The organism is Deinococcus sp. LM3 (assembly GCF_002017875.1).
GTDB lineage: Bacteria > Deinococcota > Deinococci > Deinococcales > Deinococcaceae > Deinococcus.
On the sequence record NZ_MUFV01000002.1, the window covers coordinates 17,291 to 33,739 of the forward strand.

11 protein-coding genes are annotated in these 16,449 nt (G+C 73.2%); 3 read left to right on the top strand and 8 right to left on the bottom strand.

Going from position 1 to position 16,449, the window contains the following annotated elements; all coding sequences use genetic code 11:
- Positions 1-36: 36 nt before the first annotated feature.
- The 7 genes from BXU09_RS14465 to aceB all read right to left on the bottom strand — a co-directional run bounded on the left by BXU09_RS14465 (position 37) and on the right by aceB (position 9,210).
- On the bottom strand, positions 37-1,764 hold the full coding sequence (locus BXU09_RS14465; protein ID WP_144012245.1) for an NAD-dependent malic enzyme: 1,728 nt from the start codon (positions 1,762-1,764) through the stop codon (positions 37-39).
- The gene (gene allE / locus BXU09_RS14470; protein ID WP_078305066.1) at positions 1,761-2,531 is read right to left on the bottom strand and encodes a (S)-ureidoglycine aminohydrolase; all 771 of its coding nucleotides are present in this window, start codon (positions 2,529-2,531) and stop codon (positions 1,761-1,763) included. The genes BXU09_RS14465 and allE overlap by 4 nt, the downstream gene beginning before the upstream one ends.
- A complete protein-coding gene (locus tag BXU09_RS14475) occupies positions 2,528-3,901 on the bottom strand; it encodes an allantoinase (protein WP_078305067.1) in 1,374 nt (457 codons plus the stop codon). Before BXU09_RS14475 ends, allE begins: the two co-directional genes overlap by 4 nt.
- Positions 3,901-5,142, bottom strand: coding sequence for an allantoate amidohydrolase (locus BXU09_RS14480; RefSeq protein WP_078305068.1), 1,242 nt, complete (start codon positions 5,140-5,142; stop codon positions 3,901-3,903). Before BXU09_RS14480 ends, BXU09_RS14475 begins: the two co-directional genes overlap by 1 nt.
- Entirely contained in the window at positions 5,135-6,553 is a 1,419-nt protein-coding gene (locus tag BXU09_RS14485; protein ID WP_078305069.1) for a malate synthase A, read from the bottom strand. Before BXU09_RS14485 ends, BXU09_RS14480 begins: the two co-directional genes overlap by 8 nt.
- Before the next feature lie 100 nt (positions 6,554-6,653).
- Positions 6,654-7,478: an IclR family transcriptional regulator gene (locus BXU09_RS14490; protein WP_078305070.1), complete on the bottom strand. Its 825-nt coding sequence runs from the start codon at positions 7,476-7,478 to the stop codon at positions 6,654-6,656.
- Positions 7,479-7,632: 154 nt separating this feature from the next.
- Positions 7,633-9,210, bottom strand: coding sequence for a malate synthase A (gene aceB, locus BXU09_RS14495; RefSeq protein WP_078305071.1), 1,578 nt, complete (start codon positions 9,208-9,210; stop codon positions 7,633-7,635).
- Positions 9,211-9,392: 182 nt separating this feature from the next.
- Between aceB and BXU09_RS14500 the strand changes: the two genes are divergently transcribed.
- Positions 9,393-11,855, top strand: coding sequence for a DUF11 domain-containing protein (locus BXU09_RS14500; RefSeq protein WP_078305072.1), 2,463 nt, complete (start codon positions 9,393-9,395; stop codon positions 11,853-11,855).
- Between the two features lie 56 nt (positions 11,856-11,911).
- Here the strand turns inward: BXU09_RS14500 and BXU09_RS14505 are convergent, their stop codons facing one another.
- Entirely contained in the window at positions 11,912-12,685 is a 774-nt protein-coding gene (locus BXU09_RS14505) for a DeoR/GlpR family DNA-binding transcription regulator (RefSeq protein ID WP_078305073.1), read from the bottom strand.
- Positions 12,686-12,938: 253 nt separating this feature from the next.
- On the opposite strand from BXU09_RS14505, the gene ptsP reads away from it, so the two are divergent.
- Both ptsP and pfkB read left to right on the top strand, forming a co-directional pair.
- Positions 12,939-15,437 (top strand): phosphoenolpyruvate--protein phosphotransferase, encoded by a 2,499-nt coding sequence (gene ptsP, locus BXU09_RS14510; RefSeq protein WP_078305074.1) that lies wholly within the window; start codon positions 12,939-12,941, stop codon positions 15,435-15,437.
- Positions 15,434-16,423, top strand: a complete 990-nt coding sequence (gene pfkB, locus BXU09_RS14515) for a 1-phosphofructokinase (RefSeq protein ID WP_078305075.1) — start codon at positions 15,434-15,436, stop codon at positions 16,421-16,423. The genes ptsP and pfkB overlap by 4 nt, the downstream gene beginning before the upstream one ends.
- Positions 16,424-16,449 lie beyond the last annotated feature (26 nt).

Consider the following 16,449-nt stretch of genomic DNA (forward strand, 5'->3'; position numbering starts at 1 on the left):
GGGCGGCCCCGCGCGAGTGGGGCCGCCCATCAACCATCAATCGTCCGTGCGGAACGGCAGGTACGTGGGTTGCCAGAATTTGCGTCTCACGAGGGCGAGCAGTTCGGTGTCGTTCAGGTCGCGGAGGTTGAATTCGGTGGCGACGCCGTCGGTGATGGCCTGCCGGATGACGGCCACGGCGACATGGATGCTGGCGTGACTCAGTTCGGCGACGGGGGGGTAGGTGCGGTGGGGCCAGTGCGTCTGGGTGTAGTCGGCGAGGGCGTAGGCGGCGGCAGTGACCATGGGGTCGGTGATCTCGCGCACGCGGGCGAGGACCGCGCCGAAGCCCAGGCCGGGGAAGATGAAGGCGTTGTTGCCCTGCCCGATCTCGTGCGTGACGCCCGCGTGAGTGACCGGGTCGAAGGGACTGCCGGTGGCGACGATGGCCTGCCCGTCCGTCCAGGCGAGAATGTCGGCCGGCAGCGCCTCGGCGAAGGCGGTGGGGTTGCTGAGCGGGAACACCAGTGGGCGGGGCGTGTTGGCGTGCGCGGCCCGCACGACGGCCTCGCTGAAGATGCCCGCCTGTCCGCTCAGGCCGAGCAGCACGGTGGCTTTGCCCTCGCGGATCACGCTTTCCAGGTCCAGTCCGGCCCAGCCTTCGGTGCGGGCACGGGGCGTGGCGAGGCTCTTCTTGTAGTCCTCCATGGAGCGGTCGTCGGTGAGCAGGCCGCGTGAATCGAGCACGAACACCCGCGCGGCGATCTGTTCATCGCTCAGGCCCTCGCGGCGCATGCCCTCGCGGATGGCGGCGGCCACGCCCGCGCCGCCCGCCCCGGCGCCGTGCACGACCACGACCTGATCCTTCAGCGCCTCGCCCTTGAGTCGGCAGGCGTTCAGGACGCCCGCCAGCACGACCGCGCCGGTGCCCTGAATGTCGTCGTTGAAGCTCGGCACGACCCGCCGGTAGCGGTGCAGGACCGTGAAGGCGGCGTCCTTCGAGAAGTCCTCCCACTGGATGATCGCCTTCGGGTAGCGTTCCAGCGTGGCCTCCACGAAGCGGTCGATGAAGCCCAGGTACTCGCCCCCGGTCAGGCGGTCGTGTTTCACGCCCAGGTACGCCGGGTCCTCGCGCAGGTCGGCGCGGCCGGTCCCCACGTCCAGTTCCACCGGCAGGGTCTTGTCCGGCCCGACGCCGCCCGCGACGGTGTACAGCGAGAGTTTCCCGATAGAGATCGCCATGCCCCCGAAGCCCTGATCCCCGATGCCCAGAATCGCGCTGGAGTCGGTCGCCACGATGATCCGCACGTCGTTCAGCGGCACGTTCGCCAGCGCCTGCGCGGCCCGGTCGATGTTGCGGGTGCTGAGCGTCAGGCCGCGCGGGTAGCGGTAGATCTGACTGAATTTCTGCACGGCCAGCCCCACGGTGGGCGTGTACACGACCGGCAGCATCTCCTCGACGTGCGCGGACAGCAGCGCGTAGAACAGCACCTCGTTGCGGTCCTGCAGGTTACGCAGGCACACGTGCCGGTCCAGCGGGTCCGCGATCAGGCGGTACTCGGCGTACTGCCGCTCCACCAGCGCCTCCAGGGTGTCCACCTGCGGCGCGAGCAGCCCGTCGAGGCCCAGCGCCACGCGCTCCTCCTCGGTGAACGCCGTGCCCTTGTTCAGCAGCGGGTAACGCAGCAGCGGAAAGCCGCGCACCAGCGGATGCAGGCGGCGGTGGCCGTCCTCGCCGCGTTTCACGTCGTAATGGTCGGTCAGGGGCAGGGTGCGTCGGCTCATCGGGTTCCTCCGGGCAGGACGGTCAGCGGGTGGCGGTTCATGTCCTTGAACAGCAGGTACTTGCTCCACACTTTCCCCAGCGCGCCGTACCACTGCGGGCAGTGCGCGCCCATCCAGATCACGTCGCCGGTCTGCACTGGGTAATACGCCTCCTGCAACTTGTACAGGCCCTCGCCTTCCAGCATCAGCAGGCCGTGCTCCATGTAATGAATCTCGGGGTACGGCAGGGTCGCGCCCGGCGCGAAACTCATGGTGCTCATCATGAAATCGAAGCGCGGGTCGTCCGGCAGCAACTTGCGGGCGATCAGCCCCTCGTCGCCCTCGAACGGCGCACCCGGATTCTCCCGCTCGTTCCCCCAGCAGACCGGGGGGGCGTCCACGCCCGGCGCGGCCTCGAACGGCTTCTCGAACACCGCCAGTCGCGCGGCTTCCCGCGCCGTCAGGGTGTGCGCCACGCCCGCAGGGAAGAACACGTGATCGGATTCGCGCAACGTGCGCGCCTCGCCGCCCTCTACCTGCACATCCACCTCGCCGCTCAGCACGAACACGAAGCGCTGGTACCCGTGCGCCGACTCGCGCGCCTGCGCCCCGGCGGGCATCTCGGCCGTGAACTGCACGAACCGCGCGCCCAGGCCCATCACGGGCGCAATGTGCAGCACGACCGCGCTGCCCGGCCATTCGGCCAGACCCGTGCGGACGAAGGTTTCGGGCGTGATCACCGCGTGCGCCTCACGCAACGCGGAACGGGTGGAACCAAGGTGTTTCATGCCTCTCCTGTGGGATGAATGCCGGGCGTCAGCAGCTGCCCGCGCACGGTGTCGCCGAACTGCGCGCCGGTGGGCGTCTGCGTGAAGACCGGCTGGCCGCGCAGGTACGTGGCCTGCACGCGGCCCTGGAAGGTCTGGCCCCGGTAGGGGTTGCCCTGGTGGCGGTCGAACAGATCGGTGAGCTGGAAGGTCTCGTTCAGGTCGACCAGGGCGAAATCGGCGTCCAGACCGACTTCCAGCGCGCCCTTGCCGCTCAGGCGGAAGCGCCGTGCCGGGTTCAGGGCACTGACGGCCGCGATCAGTTCCAGGGGCACGCCGCGCGCCCGGTACCCGCCGTCCAGCAGGACGTTCAGGGTGGACTGCGCGCCGCTGATGCCGCCCCAGATGGCGAAGAAGTCGTCCCCGGTCTTCAGCTCGTGCGGGGCTGGCGAGTGATCCGAGCCGACCGTGTCGATCTGCCCGGCCTTCAGCGCCGCCCAGAGGGCCTCGCGGGTGCCGGCGTCCCGGATGGGCGGCGCGCACTTGAGCAGCGCGCCCAGGCGTTCGACGTCCTCGCCGGTCCAGTGCAGGTAGTGGGGGCAGGTCTCGGCGGTGACGTCCACGCCGCGCGCGCGGGCCTCGGCCGCCAGGGTCACGCCGCGCGCGGTGCTGAGGTGCACGAGGTGCAGGGCCGCGCCGGTCTCCTCGGCGAACAGGATCGCGCGGCCCACCGCCTCGGCCTCCGTGACGGGCGGGCGGGAGTCCAGGTAGTCGCGCACGCCCAGCCGCCCGTGCGCGCGGGCCACCTGCGAGAGCGTGCGCGTGAACCCGTCGCTCTCGGCGTGCGTGGCGACGATCAGTCCCAGGCGCCGCGCGGCGCGCATCCCGTCGAACAGCGTGGCGTCGTCGGCGGCCGGGAATTCATCCAGGCCGCTGTGGCTCATGAACGCCTTGAACCCGATCACGCCGCAGGCGGCCAGGTCGTCCAGTTCGCCCAGGTTCAGAGGAGTCAGGCCGCCCCACAGCCCGAAGTCCAGCCGGGCGTGCGCCTCGCCCGACGCGCGTTTCGCGTCGAAGGCCGCGCGGTTCAGGAGCGGTGGGCTGGAGTTCAGCGGCATGTCCAGCAGGCTGGTCGCGCCGCCCGCCGCGAGCGCCTGCGTGCCGGTGTCGAAGCCTTCCCAGTGGGTGCGGCCCGGTTCGTTCAGGTGCACGTGGGCGTCCACCACGCCGGGGAAGACGTGCAGGCTGGTCGCGTCGATCTCGGTGCGGGCGGGCGCGAACACGTCCAGCGCGAGGCTCACGATCCGCCCGTCCTGCACGCCCAGGTCGGCCTGGAGGGGGCCGTGCGGCGTGACCAGCGTGCCGCCCCGGATCAGCAGGTCCAGCGCCATCAGCGCCCTCCCTGGGCGGCAAGGTCCTGCACGAACGCCACGCCGACCCGCAGGGCCGCCTCCACGTCCTCCTGCTCGGCCATCTCGTCCGGGTGGTGACTCAGGGCGTTCGGGGAGCGCAGGAACAGCATCGCGGCGGGCATCACGTCCGCCAGGATCATGGCGTCGTGCCCGGCCCCGCTCACGAGGTCCGGAGCGGACTGGCCGACCTGCGCAGCGGCGCGGCGCAGGCCGTCGCGGAAGGCGGGGTCCATCGGGACGGCCGGCTGCGCCATCTTGTGCGTGACGGTCAGGGTCACGCCGCGCTCCCCGGCAAAGCGCCGGGCATCCGCCAGCAGCGTGTCCAGCGCCCCGGCGCGCACCGGGTCGTGCTCGTGGCGGATATCCAGCGTGCAGTGCGCCTCGCCGGGAATCACGTTGATCGCGCCGGGCCGGGCGGTCATCACGCCGACCGTGGCGACCAGGCCGGGCACGGAGCGCGCGAGGTCCTCGGCGGCCACCGCGAAGCGCGCCGCAGCGGCCAGCGCGTCCCGGCGGTGGGCCATGGGCGTGGTCCCGGCGTGCGATGCCTGCCCCACGAAGTCCAGCAGCAGCCGGTCCTGCCCGGCAATGGCGCTCACGACGCCCACGCTGGCCCCCGCCGCCTGAAGCACCGGGCCCTGCTCGATGTGGAATTCCAGGAAGCCCACGCTGGGGCCGGTCACCCGCGCGCCGGGCAGATCGGCCGGGCTCAGGCCGTACGCTTCCAGGGCGCCGCGTACGCTCACGCCCCGCGCGTCCTCCAGGGTCAGCAGCGGGTCCAGCGTGCCGGTCAGGGCGCGGCTCCCGATGAACGGCACGCCGAAGCGCACGCCTTCCTCCTCGCTGAACGCCAGCAGTTCCAGCGCGAACGGCAGCGGCGTGTCCCGCAGCGCCCCCGCCACCGCGAAGGCCAGCGTGACGCCCAGCACGCCGTCGAACGCCCCGGCGTTCGGGACGGTGTCCACGTGCGAGCCCAGGTACAGCGTCGGCGCGTCCGGTGAGGGTCCCTCGCGGCGCGCGCGGAGGTTCCCGGCGGCGTCCACGCGCACGCTCAGGCCCAGTTCGGCGGCCCAGGCGCTCAGGTGCGCGGTCACGTCCCGCGTGGGGGGGCTCAGGAACGTGCGGGTGATCTCGCCCGGCACCTCGGTCAGGCGCGCGAGATCCAGGCAGGCGGCGCGGGCGCGCCCGGCCAGCCCGGCGATGGGGTCGATTTCAGTCATGCGGCATCCTTTCAGGTGGGTCGGTAAGGTTCAACCGCGCCGCCTCGGCCGGGAAGTACGCGGGCGGCGCGGCGCTCAGGACGAGGTGGTCGAGCAGTCGCGCCTCGGGCGCGTCATTCGGGGCGAGGCGGCGGCGCAGTGCGCGGTACGCCCCGGGCGTGAGGGTGCCGCCCCCGCCGAGGGGCGCGCGGACCGTCACCCACTGCCACAGCAGCGCACGCGCGAGTTCCGCCGTGGCGGTGTCCTCGATACGCCCCCCGCGTGTCACGACGCCCTGCCCGGCCAGCCACGCGCGGAACACGTCCAGCGCCAGGCCCGCCGTGTCCAGCACCTCGGCCCCCTCAAGCGGGCCAGGGTGGGGCAGGTCCAGCAGTCGCCCGCGCGTGACCGGCACGGCATCCGGGGCGGCCGGCGGGGCGCGCAGGCCCTCACGCACAGCGTCCAGCAGCTCCGGCAGGCCCGCCCAGGCGCCCTGGAAGCCCTGCGCGGCCTCGCGGACCTTGTCGGCGCGCACGGCGTCCAGCGCGGGCTGCGGGTCGCGGGGGTCCGGGGCGACGGCCGCCGTGCCGCCCACCGCCTGCGCGCCGCGCGCCCGGCACACGTCCACCAGCGCCTGCGCGTAGGCCTGCATGGCGTCCAGGTCCATACTCAGGCCAGCGCGCGGCGGGACCGGGCGGCCCAGGTCCGCGCCCACCGTCTTCACGAGGCTGAACACGTAATCCCAGCGCCCGGCGTTCAGCCCGAACGCCCAGTCACGCAGCGTGAACAGCAGCGCGTCGGCGGCCAGCAGGCCAGGGAACGTCTCGACTTGCAGGCAGACGCGCAGCGTGCCGCGCCCCAGGCCCAGGTGTGCCTCGGCCAGCGCCAGGGCGTCGGCCCAGACCTGCGCCTGCGCCACGGACTCCAGTTTCGGCAGGTACAGGTGCGGCGCGCGGCCCGGCCTGGCGGTCAGAAGGGCGGCGAGGTCACACAGTGCCGCGCGGCCCGGCTGCCCGCCGAAAGGTTCGTGCGCCTCCAGCGCGTACAGTGCCCGTGGCCGCGCCAGCAGCGGGACACCGGCCGCCAGCCACTCGGGCAGCGCCCCGTAGGCCGCCGCCACGTTCGCGTGGGTGGGCGAGAAGGTATCGTCGAAGTCGATCACGACCGCGTCCGCTCCACTGACCAGGGCGGCGCGCAGGGCGTGCAGGTCACTGGCCTCCACGATCAGTTCCGCGCGGCCCGGCCGCAGGTCGGCGGGGACGGGCGCGGCGCGGTAGTCCGGGAGGGGCGCGGGGGCAGTCGGTGTGGTGTGGTCCAGGTCGGCGCGGTTCTGGTCGGTGCGGTCCAGGTCGGCCCAGCGGTCGGCCAGGGCCGCGTGCAGCTGCGCGGCCAGTTCGCGGGCGGCGGGGGAGAGGAGGGGCGCGGCGCTCACGTGCGCCCGCCGGTGGGGGGGATCGCCATGCGCCGCAGCATAGGCCGCGCGCGGCGGGCCGGGATCAACCCGTCCAGCCCGGTCCACTCGCGCCGTCCGGTCAACCCGCCCAGCCCAGCCGCGCCCCGATCCGCGCTGCGGTTGCCTGCGCCGCCGAGAGGAAGCGCGGCACGTCCCCCGGCGTCAGGCGCGAGGTGGGCGCCGAGATGCTCAGGGCCGCCGCGACCTCGCCGCCCGCGCCGCGCACCGGAACGGCCACGCAGCGCACGCCCAGTTCTCGCTCCTGATCGTCCAGCGCGAACCCCTGCTCTCGCACGCGGTCCAGCGCGGCCAGCACGGCGTCCGGCGTGGTCAGGGTGTGCGGCGTGAACGCCACCAGCGTTGCGGCTTCCAGCGCGGCGCGCACCTCGGCCGGATCGCGCGCGGCCAGCAGCACCTTCCCCACACCCGAGGCGTGCAGCGGCGCACTCGCGCCCGTCTGCGTGAACATCCGCACGAGCTGCGGTCCCTCCACCTGATACACGTACGCGGCCTCCAGGCCTGCCTCGCCGTGTGGGCGCAGCACCGCGAGGTTCGCACTCTCACCCAGCGCGGCGACCAGGGCGCGCATCTCGGCCCCCGCAGCGCCGGTCAGCGCCTGCGCCGCGTCGAACGCCATGCCCACCTGATAGGCGCGCAGGCCCACCCGGTAGAGGCCGGACGCCTCGTCCCAGTCTGCGAAGCCCTGCTGCCGCAGCGTCTCCAGCAGCCGTGAGGCGGTGCTGGGCGACAGGCCGGCGGCGCGCGCCACCTGCGTCAGCGACGCCTCGCGCAGTCCGGCCAGCGCCCACAGCACGCCCAGCCCGCGTTCCAGCGTGCGCACGCTGCCCGGCGCGTCCGTACCGCGCGCCCGGCCCGCGCGGGCGCGGGGTTCGTCGCTGCTCATACGGACTCCGGTTGAAGGGGCTGCGAAGACCCTTCAATCCGAGCGGATGCGACTCGTAGAGCTGCCCCGCAGAGTAGGAGCCGAGCGGGTTCCGGACGTGGAGCTGACAATCCGGTGACGTTCCGGATTGTCAGCGAAACAGACGGAATCCGTTTCAGGCGAGGGCCTCGTAGCCGGGCAGCGTCAGGAAGTCCATCAGCGGGGACTGCGTGGCGGTCTGCCGGAACAGGCGCGCGGCGTCCGCGAAGTCTGTGCCCAGCTTGCCGCTCTCTTCCTCGTACAGCGCGTCGAACAGGTCCGGGGTCAGGGTGCGGCCGTCGTCCAGGGTCACGCCCTGCGCGCGCCACTGCCACAGCTGCGCGCGGCTGATCTCGGCGGTCGCGGCGTCCTCCATCAGGTTGTGGATGGGCACGGCGCCCGAGCCGCGCAGCCACGCCGCGAGGTACTGGATGCCCACGTTCATGTTCACGCGCACGCCGGCCTCGGTGACCGTGCCGCCCGGCGGGGTCAGCAGGTCGTCGGCGGTGACGGTCAGGTCCATCTGCTTGCCGCTGCTGATCTGGTTGGGTTCGGGCATCAGGCGGTCGAACACCTCGGTCGCCAGGGCCACCATGCCCGGGTGCGCGACCCAGGTGCCGTCGTGCCCGTTCGTCGCCTCGCGCTCCTTGTCGAGGCGGACCTGCTCGAAGGCGGCGGCGTTCTTGGCCTCGTCGCCCTTGACCGGGATGAAGGCGCTCATGCCGCCGATGGCGGGCGCGCCGCGCCGGTGGCAGGTGCGGATGGCGAGGCGGCTGTACGCCTGCATCATGGGGACGGCCATCGTGACCTTCGCGCGGTCCGGCAGCACGTGCCCCGGCTGGTTACGCAGCTTCTTGATGTAACTGAAGATGTAGTCCCAGCGGCCGCAGTTCAGGCCGGCCGAGTGGTCGCGCAGTTCGTACAGGATCTCGTCCATCTCGAACGCCGCGAGGATCGTCTCGATCAGCACCGTGCCCTTCATGACCCCGTGATCCAGGCCCAGTGTGGCCTCGGCGTGCGTGAACACGTCGTTCCACAGCCGCGCCTCGAGGTGCGACTCCATCTTGGGCAGGTAGAAGTACGGCCCCGACCCGCGCGTGAGCAGTTCCGCCGCGTTGTGGAAGGCGTACAGGCCGAAGTCGAAGAAGGCCCCGAACACGGTCTGGCCGTCCACCTGCACGTGCTTTTCCGGCAGGTGCCAGCCGCGCGGGCGGACGAGCAGCACTGCCGTCTTCTCGTTCAGCACATACGTCTTGCCGTTCGTTTCCAGGCGGATGGTGCGGCGCACGGCGTCGCGCAGGTTGATCTGGCCGTCCACGCAGTTCTCCCAGGTGGGGCTGCTGGCGTCCTCGAAGTCCGCCATGAACACCCGCGCGCCGCTGTTCAGCGCGTTGATGATCATCTTGCGGTCCACCGGGCCGGTGATCTCCACCCGGCGGTCGTGCAGGTCGGCCGGCAGCGGCGCGATCTGCCAGTCCCCTTCACGGACGTGCGCGGTCTCCGGCAGGAAGTCCGGGCGTTCCCCGGCGTCCAGACGCTCCTGGCGGGCCTCGCGGGCGGCCATCAGTTCGCGGCGGCGGCCCTCGAAGCGGCGGTGCAGGTCGGCCACGAACGCCAGCGCCTCGGGGGTCAGGATCTCGCGCTGCGCGTCGGTGACGGGCGCGGTGATGGTCATGCCGGCGGGCAGGTCGGTCAGGGTGTTCGGCTGGGTCATGGGGGTCTCCTGGGAACGGTGAGATCGGTATCAGATTTTCAGCTGGTGAACTTGAGTTTCACTGTACGGGAATCAGGTTCATTCTGTGAAGGCCCGCAGGTGTGTCCGGCGCAGGAACACCGACCCGCCGGCCGGTCTTGAGGAAGACGGTTGTCAGAGTCCAGAGACATACTGGGAGGTATATGCGTCTTGCCCGCCCTGCCCTGCTGATCGTTGCCCTGTGGGGACTGCTGCTGCCATCCCTGGCCGCCGCCCAGAGCGCCGCCTGCGCGCTGCCGGGTCGCGACGGCCCCACCTACGTGCGCAACACCTACTACCCCGGCAGCGGCACCGCCAGCGCGGCGGGACGCACCCTCAACCTGGGCACTCTGCGTGGCGGCACGGACGCCGCGAGTGCGCCCCTCACGCCCGGCGACCTGGTGTTTATCATCCAGATGCAGGACGGCGTGCTGAATAACTCCAACTCGGTCGCGTACGGCAACGGCAGCACCGGCCGGGGCGTGACCGACCTGCGCGACGCCGGCCACTACGAGTTCGGGGTCGTGACGGCCGTCAGCGGCTCGGTCGTGACGCTGCGCGACCCGCTGCGCTACACCTACGAATCCGGTCCCGCCACCGCCAGCGCCGCGCGCCGTTCCTTCCAGGTGTTGCGGGTGCCGCAGCACTCCGCGCTGACCCTGGGCGGCACGGTCCGCCCCCCCGCCTGGAACGGCGAGACGGGCGGCGTCGTCGTGTTCGACGTGGCCGGCACCCTGAACCTGGGCGGGGCGACCGTGGACGCCAGCGCCGCCGGGTACCGGGGCGGCGGCTCGTTCGTGGGCGGCTCGCTGACCGGGCAGAACATCCAGGATTACGCCGCGCTGTACACGACGACCACCTCGCGCGGGGCCATGAAGGCCGAGGGGTACGCCGGGACGCCCACCCTGGTGCGCGGCACGGCCGTGACCGGCGGGTACACCGGCACGCCGTCCGGACTGGCGGCCGGCGACCTGGGCTACCCCGGCGGCCTGACCGTCGCGCGCGGCGCGCCCGGCAACGCGGGCGGCGGCGGCACCCAGCACAACGCGGGTGGCGGCGGCGGTGGGAACGTCGGGACCGGCGGCACCGGCGGCTGGAGTTACGGCGTGTACCGCACCCAGGCGCAGTACGACGCGCTGGCCGCGAACGTGAAGGCGGCCTGCCGCACCCTGACGTCCGGCACGACCACCTACTACTCCTGCCAGGGCGACGGGTCGCGCGACGTGGGTGGCCTGGGCGGGCAGGGCCTGGCGCCGGACGCCACGCGCCTGTTCGCGGGCGGCGGGGGCGGCGCGGGCGACAGCAACAACGCCGCCGACGCCGCCACAACCGCGCAGGGCAGCGGCGGCGCGGGCGGCGGCGTGATCTTCATCCGCGCGGGCGGCGTGACAGGGAGCGGCACCCTGCTCGCCAACGGGCAGGCCGGCGAGCCCGGCGGACGCGACGCGGGCGGCGGCGGCGGCGCAGGCGGCACCGTCGCGCTGGACATCCCGGCCGGCGCCGTGTCAGGTCTGAACGTGCAGGTGCGCGGCGGTGCGGGGGGCACGTCCGGACTGCCGCTGCGGGCCGGTGAGACCCAGGGCCCCGGTGCGGGCGGTGGCGGCGGCGCGGTCCTGCTCGCCCAGGGCGTGACGGTGGGCAGCGCCGACGTGAGTGGCGGCGCCGCCGGACTGAACTCCCCGGCGGCTGGCCTGAGCAACTCGTACGGCTCGCGGGCCGGGGCCGGCGGAAACGGGCAGCTGGTCTACGCGAACGACACGGCGCCGCTGCCGGGCCTGTGCACGCCCGCGCTGACCGTCACCAAGACCACCGCGACCCCCACCCGCTTCACGACCAGTACGGCCGCCACGTACACCATCACGGTCAGTAACGCCGCCGGGCGCAGCGAGGCGACGGACGTGACCGTGCAGGACCCGGCCCTCCCGGCTGGCTTCACGTTCGCGCGGACGCAGGCGGTCACGCTGGACGGCGGCGCGACCCGCACGGTCGTCACGGACCCCACGCCCGGCAGCGCCGCCCCGGCGTGGGGGACGTTCACCCTGCCGGCCGGGGCGAGCGTGAGCGTCACCTTCGACGTGACGCTCGCCTCGCCGGCCCCGGCCACGTACCAGAATGCCGCGCAGGCCAGTTACCTCGACCCGGCGCGGACCTCGGCGGCCGGAACGGCCACGGCGACCTTCGACCCGCTGGGCAGCGGCGCCGAGGACGTGACGGTGTTCTCGCCGCCGCGCGTGCCTCTGCAGAAATGGGTGCGCAACGTCACGCGCGCCACGCCCTTCGGCACGCAGGGTGGCGGGCAGCCGGGCGACATCCTGGAGTACTGCATCGCCTTCCGGAACGACGGCGGGTACGTCGCGACGAACTTCACGCTGCGCGACACGATCCCGGCGAACTCGCTGGCGTTGCCGGCCGCGTACGGCACCTCGCCGGCCCCGGAGGGCGCGCCACTGGGCGTGCGTCTCTCGGCGCAGCAGGTGCAGTCGGGCGAGTCCACGCCCGCCGGAACGGACCTGACGGCCGCCGCCGACGCCGACGCCGCCAGCCTGAGCGCCAGTGGCCTGACGTACACCACGAACCTCGCGGCGGGTGCGGGCGGCAGCGTGTGCTTCCGCACGCAGGTCCGCTAGCCGCTGGCCCCCGGCCCCCCAGGGGCCATCCGCATCAGGGCGGTGCAGTCACGGGACTATCGGGGTTGGGGTTGGTGGACCTGCACGCCGTGCGCCTCGAAGGTCGTGCGGGCGTCGGCGGGGGCGTGGTCGGTGACCCAGTCTCGCAGCTGGTCGAAGCGGGCGAAGGTGGCGAAGCCGGGCGGGCCCCACTTGCTGCTGTCGGCGATCAGGGCGGTGCGGGTGGACTGCGCGATGATGGCGGCCTTCTGCTGCGCCTCGATCAGGTTGCTGTTGGTGGGGCCGCGCGTGGGATCGATGCTGGTGCAGCCGACCAGGAACAGGTCGTAGCGGTAGCGCCGGACGGTGTCCAGCGCGTCGGGCCCGGTGAGGCTGAAGGTGCTGCCGTACACCTCGCCGCCCACGACGTACAGCGGGCACTCGCCGTTCAGTTCGTAGGCCACGTCGATGCCGTGCGTGACGACGCGCAGCGTGCGGGTCAGTTCGGGCGTGCGGCGCAGGGCCTGCGCGACGCTGCGGGCGGTGGTGCCGGCGTCGAGGTACACGGTCTGGCCGGGGCGGATCAGGCCCAGGGCGGTCTGGGCGAGGTCGGTCTTGCGGCCCTGGTGCAGCGCGGCGCGGTCCTGGTAGCCCTGATCCTGGCTGGCGAGGGCGGCGCCGCCGTGCATCTTGCGGATCAGGCCGCGCCGTTCGAGGGTGTCGAGGTCGCGGCGGGTGGTGGCGCCGCTGACCCCGAGGGCCTCGGTCAGGGCGGTGGTGCGCAGGCTGCCGTGCCGGGCGAGCAGGTCGAGGATGCGCTGGAGGCGGTCCTCCGCGAGTGGTGCGTTCATCGGTGACCACTGTAGCGCAGTGCTGAGCAGTTCTGTTCAGGTCGGTCAGGCGGGCGGCGTGGGCTGGCAGGCTGGTAGAGGTCGCTGCTGTCGGGTTTTGCGGGCTGTCTGGGCAATGGTGGTGCAGGCCACTTGTCCGCCGGGTCGGCCGGGTCGTATGCTCTGAATTGCTCAAAATTAATCATGATTCGTCAGGAATCACCAGAACTTGAGTGCGGCCGCGCGGCAGGCGGCCCGACCCGAAGGAGGACACATGACCGAACTTCCCGACAGGCTGATCCAGCTGGGCGCGCACGCCACCAGCAAGGAAGACGCCATCACCCAGGTCGCCGCCCTCCTCAGCGGCGCCGGCTACACCGACCCCGCCTACCTGCAGGGCATGCTGACCCGTGAGACCCAGGCGAACACCTACCTCGGCAGCGGCATCGCCATTCCGCACGGCACGCCCGACACCCGCCACCTGATCCACCGCACCGGACTGGCGGTCCTGCAACTCCCGCAGGGCGTCGTCTGGGGCGAGGGCGGTGAACAGGTCCGGCTGGTCATCGGCATCGCCGCCGCCAGCGACGAGCACCTGGACATCCTGCGCCGCCTGACCCGCGTTCTGTCCGACGACGCCCTCGTCGAGCGGCTGTCGGTCACCCGCGACCCGGCCCAGCTGCGCGAGGCCCTGACCGGCCAGTCCGCCCCGGTGGCGCCTGCCCAGCCCGCCCCGGCCACCGCGCCCGCCCTGCCGTTCAGCGCGCAGGTCACGCTGCCCAACCCGCAGGGCATGCACGCCCGCCCCGGCACCGCCCTGGCCACCCTGGTCCGCCGCCTGGGCGCCCGCGTGCAGCTCACGCACGGCGACCGCCGCGCCGACGCCCTGCGCCTGATGGAACTGCTCAGCCTGGGCCTGACGCGCGGCGCGACCTTCACCGTCAGCGCCGACAGCGAGGCGGCCCTGCGCGCCGTCACCGATGCCATCCGCGCCGGACTGGGCGACGACCTGAGCGCCCCGGTCGCCGCGCCCGCCGCGCGCCGCGAACCCGACTGGCAGCCTGCCCACGTCGGCGCGACCATCGAGGGCGTCCCCGCCGCCGACGGTCTGGTGATCGGCGAGACCCGCCAGTACGCCGCGCGGCCACTGACCGTCACGGACACGCCGGGCGAACCCCTGGAGGCCGCCACGCAGCTCGATCAGGCCCTCACGGCGGCCGGGCGGGAACTCGACCAGACCATCGCCGCCACCCGCGAACGCTACGGCGCCGACAAGGCCGCCATCTTCGAGGCGCACCGCGAACTGCTGTCCGACGAGGGCATCGTGCAGGACACCGTCGCGCTGATCCTCGACGGGCGCGGCGCCGCCTGGGCGTACCAGCAGGTCACGCAGGACCGCGTCTCGCAGCTGCAACGCCTGGACGACCCCACCCTCGCCGCCCGCGCCGTGGACCTCGGGGACGTGCAGCGCCGCGTGCTGCGCCACCTGCTGGGCCTGGGTGAGGAACGCGCCCACGAGGGCGGCCCCGCCATCCTGCTCGCCCCGGACCTGACGCCCAGCGACACCGCCCGCCTGGGCCCGGACGCCCTGCTGGGCTTCGTGACCGCGCAGGGCGGCCCGACCAGCCACACCGCCATCATCGCGCGCGGCCTGGGCCTGCCCGCCGTGGTCGCTGCCGGGACCGGCCTGCTGGACGTGCCCGACGGTACGCCCGCCATCCTGGACGGCAGCGCCGGACGCCTGTACCTGAACCCCAGCGACGCCGACCTGCAGTCCGCGCGGGACCGTCAGGGCGTCCTGAACGCCGAACGTGACCGCGCCCGCGCCGCCCGCCACGAACCCGGCGCGACCCGTGACGGCGCGCCCGTCGAGATCGCCGCGAACATCAACCGCGCCGCCGACGCGCCCGCCGCGCTGGACGCCGGCGCGCAGGGCGTGGGCCTGATGCGCACCGAGTTCCTGTTCCTGGAACGCGACAGCGTGCCGACCGAGGACGAGCAGGAACGCGAGTACCGCGCCATGGCGCAGGCCATGGACGGACGGCCCCTGATCATCCGCACGCTGGACATCGGCGGCGACAAGGAAGTGCCGTACCTGGGCCTGGAACGCGAGGACAACTCCTTCCTGGGCCTGCGCGGCATCCGCCTGTGCTTCGAACGCCCGGACCTGTTCATGCCGCAGCTGCGCGCCGTCGCCCGCGTGGCCAAGGACCACCCGAACGTGCACGTCATGTTCCCCATGATCAGCACCCTCGAGGACTTCCGCCGCGCCCGCGCCCTGCTCGACGGCGTGCGCGAGGAACTCGGCGTGGGCCGCATCCCGCTCGGCGTGATGATCGAGGTGCCGTCCGCCGCGCTGCTCGCGCCGCTGCTGGCCGCCGAGGTGGATTTCTTCAGCGTCGGCACGAACGACCTGACGCAGTACACCCTCGCCATGGACCGCCTGCACCCGCAACTGGCCCGCCAGACCGACGCCATGCACCCGGCCGTGCTGCAACTCATCAAGCTGACCGTGGACGCCGCCGAGGCGCACGGCCGGTGGGTCGGCGTGTGCGGCGGCGCCGCCGGGGACGAGGTCGGCGCGCTGATCCTGACCGGACTGGGCGTGCGGGAACTGTCGGTCAGCCCGCCGCAGATTCCGGCCGTGAAGGCCGCGCTGCGCCAGCACGACCTGCCCGCCCTGCGCGCCCTGGCCGCCCAGGCACTCGGCCAGCCGAACGCCGAGGCCGTGCGCGCCCTCGTGCACGCCGGCACCGGGAAGGGCCGCGCATGACCGCCCGCCCCGGCCGGGTCGTGACCCTCACGCTGAACCCGGCGCTGGACCTGACCGTGCGCGCCGACGGCTGGCAGCGCGGGCAGGTGAACGCCGGGCAGGAGCTGCACCAGACCGCCGGGGGGAAGGGCGTGAACGTCGCCAGCATCCTTGCGGACTGGAGCCGGGCCGACTGCAACCGCACCGGGCCGGGCGAACCACTGAGTGTCACCGCCACCGGCCTGCTCGGACAGGACAACGCCGCGCCCTTCGAGGCCCTGCTGCGCGACAAGGGCGTCACCGACGCCTTCGTGCGCGTGAGCGGCGCGACCCGCGTGGGCATCAAACTCGTGGACGGCGCGGCGCAGGAAACCACCGACCTCAACCTGCCGGGCCTGAGCGCCACGCCGGACACGCTGACCGAACTGGGCGCGGTCCTCACCCGCCTGGGTGCCGACGCCGACGTGGTCGTGCTGGCGGGCAGCCTCCCGCCCGGCGTGCCCGCCGACCACTACGCCACCCTGACGGCCGGGCTGCGCCGCGCCGGTGTGTTCGTCGCGCTCGACACCAGCGGCCCGGCCCTGACCGCCGCGCTGGCCGCGCCGGTTCTGCCGGACCTGATCAAACCCAACATCCACGAACTGGAGGCCGCGCTGGGCCGCCCCCTGACGGGCGACGCCGGGATCCTCGCCGCCGCCCGCACCCTGCTGGAACGCGGCGCGCGGATCGTGGCCGTCTCGCAGGGCGAACGCGGCGCGCTGATCGTCACGGACGCCGGGGCCGTGTTCGCCCGGCCGCCGCGCGTCACGGTCGTCAGTACCGTCGGCGCCGGGGACGCCATGGTCGCCGGACTGGTCAGCGCCCACCTGAGCGGCCTGAGCCTGGAAGGCGCCGCGCGGCGTGCCACGGGCTTCAGCGCCGGGACCATCACCCGCCTCGGCCCGCACCTGCCCGCCCCCGCCGAACTGGCCGACCTGACCGCGCAGGTCGAGGTCACGCCCGCCTGATCCTCCCGTCTGCCTGCCCCGCCCCT

Bases quoted from the DNA above. Each gene is read 5' to 3' on its own strand.
- BXU09_RS14465 (WP_144012245.1), bottom strand. From the start codon at position 1,764: ATGAGCCGACGCACCCTGCCCCTGACCGACCATTACGACGTGAAACGC.
- allE (WP_078305066.1), bottom strand. From the start codon at position 2,531: ATGAAACACCTTGGTTCCACCCGTTCCGCGTTGCGTGAGGCGCACGCG.
- BXU09_RS14475 (WP_078305067.1), bottom strand. From the start codon at position 3,901: ATGGCGCTGGACCTGCTGATCCGGGGCGGCACGCTGGTCACGCCGCAC.
- BXU09_RS14480 (WP_078305068.1), bottom strand. From the start codon at position 5,142: ATGACTGAAATCGACCCCATCGCCGGGCTGGCCGGGCGCGCCCGCGCC.
- BXU09_RS14490 (WP_078305070.1), bottom strand. From the start codon at position 7,478: ATGAGCAGCGACGAACCCCGCGCCCGCGCGGGCCGGGCGCGCGGTACG.
- aceB (WP_078305071.1), bottom strand. From the start codon at position 9,210: ATGACCCAGCCGAACACCCTGACCGACCTGCCCGCCGGCATGACCATC.
- BXU09_RS14500 (WP_078305072.1), top strand. From the start codon at position 9,393: ATGCGTCTTGCCCGCCCTGCCCTGCTGATCGTTGCCCTGTGGGGACTG.
- BXU09_RS14505 (WP_078305073.1), bottom strand. From the start codon at position 12,685: ATGAACGCACCACTCGCGGAGGACCGCCTCCAGCGCATCCTCGACCTG.
- ptsP (WP_078305074.1), top strand. From the start codon at position 12,939: ATGACCGAACTTCCCGACAGGCTGATCCAGCTGGGCGCGCACGCCACC.
- pfkB (WP_078305075.1), top strand. From the start codon at position 15,434: ATGACCGCCCGCCCCGGCCGGGTCGTGACCCTCACGCTGAACCCGGCG.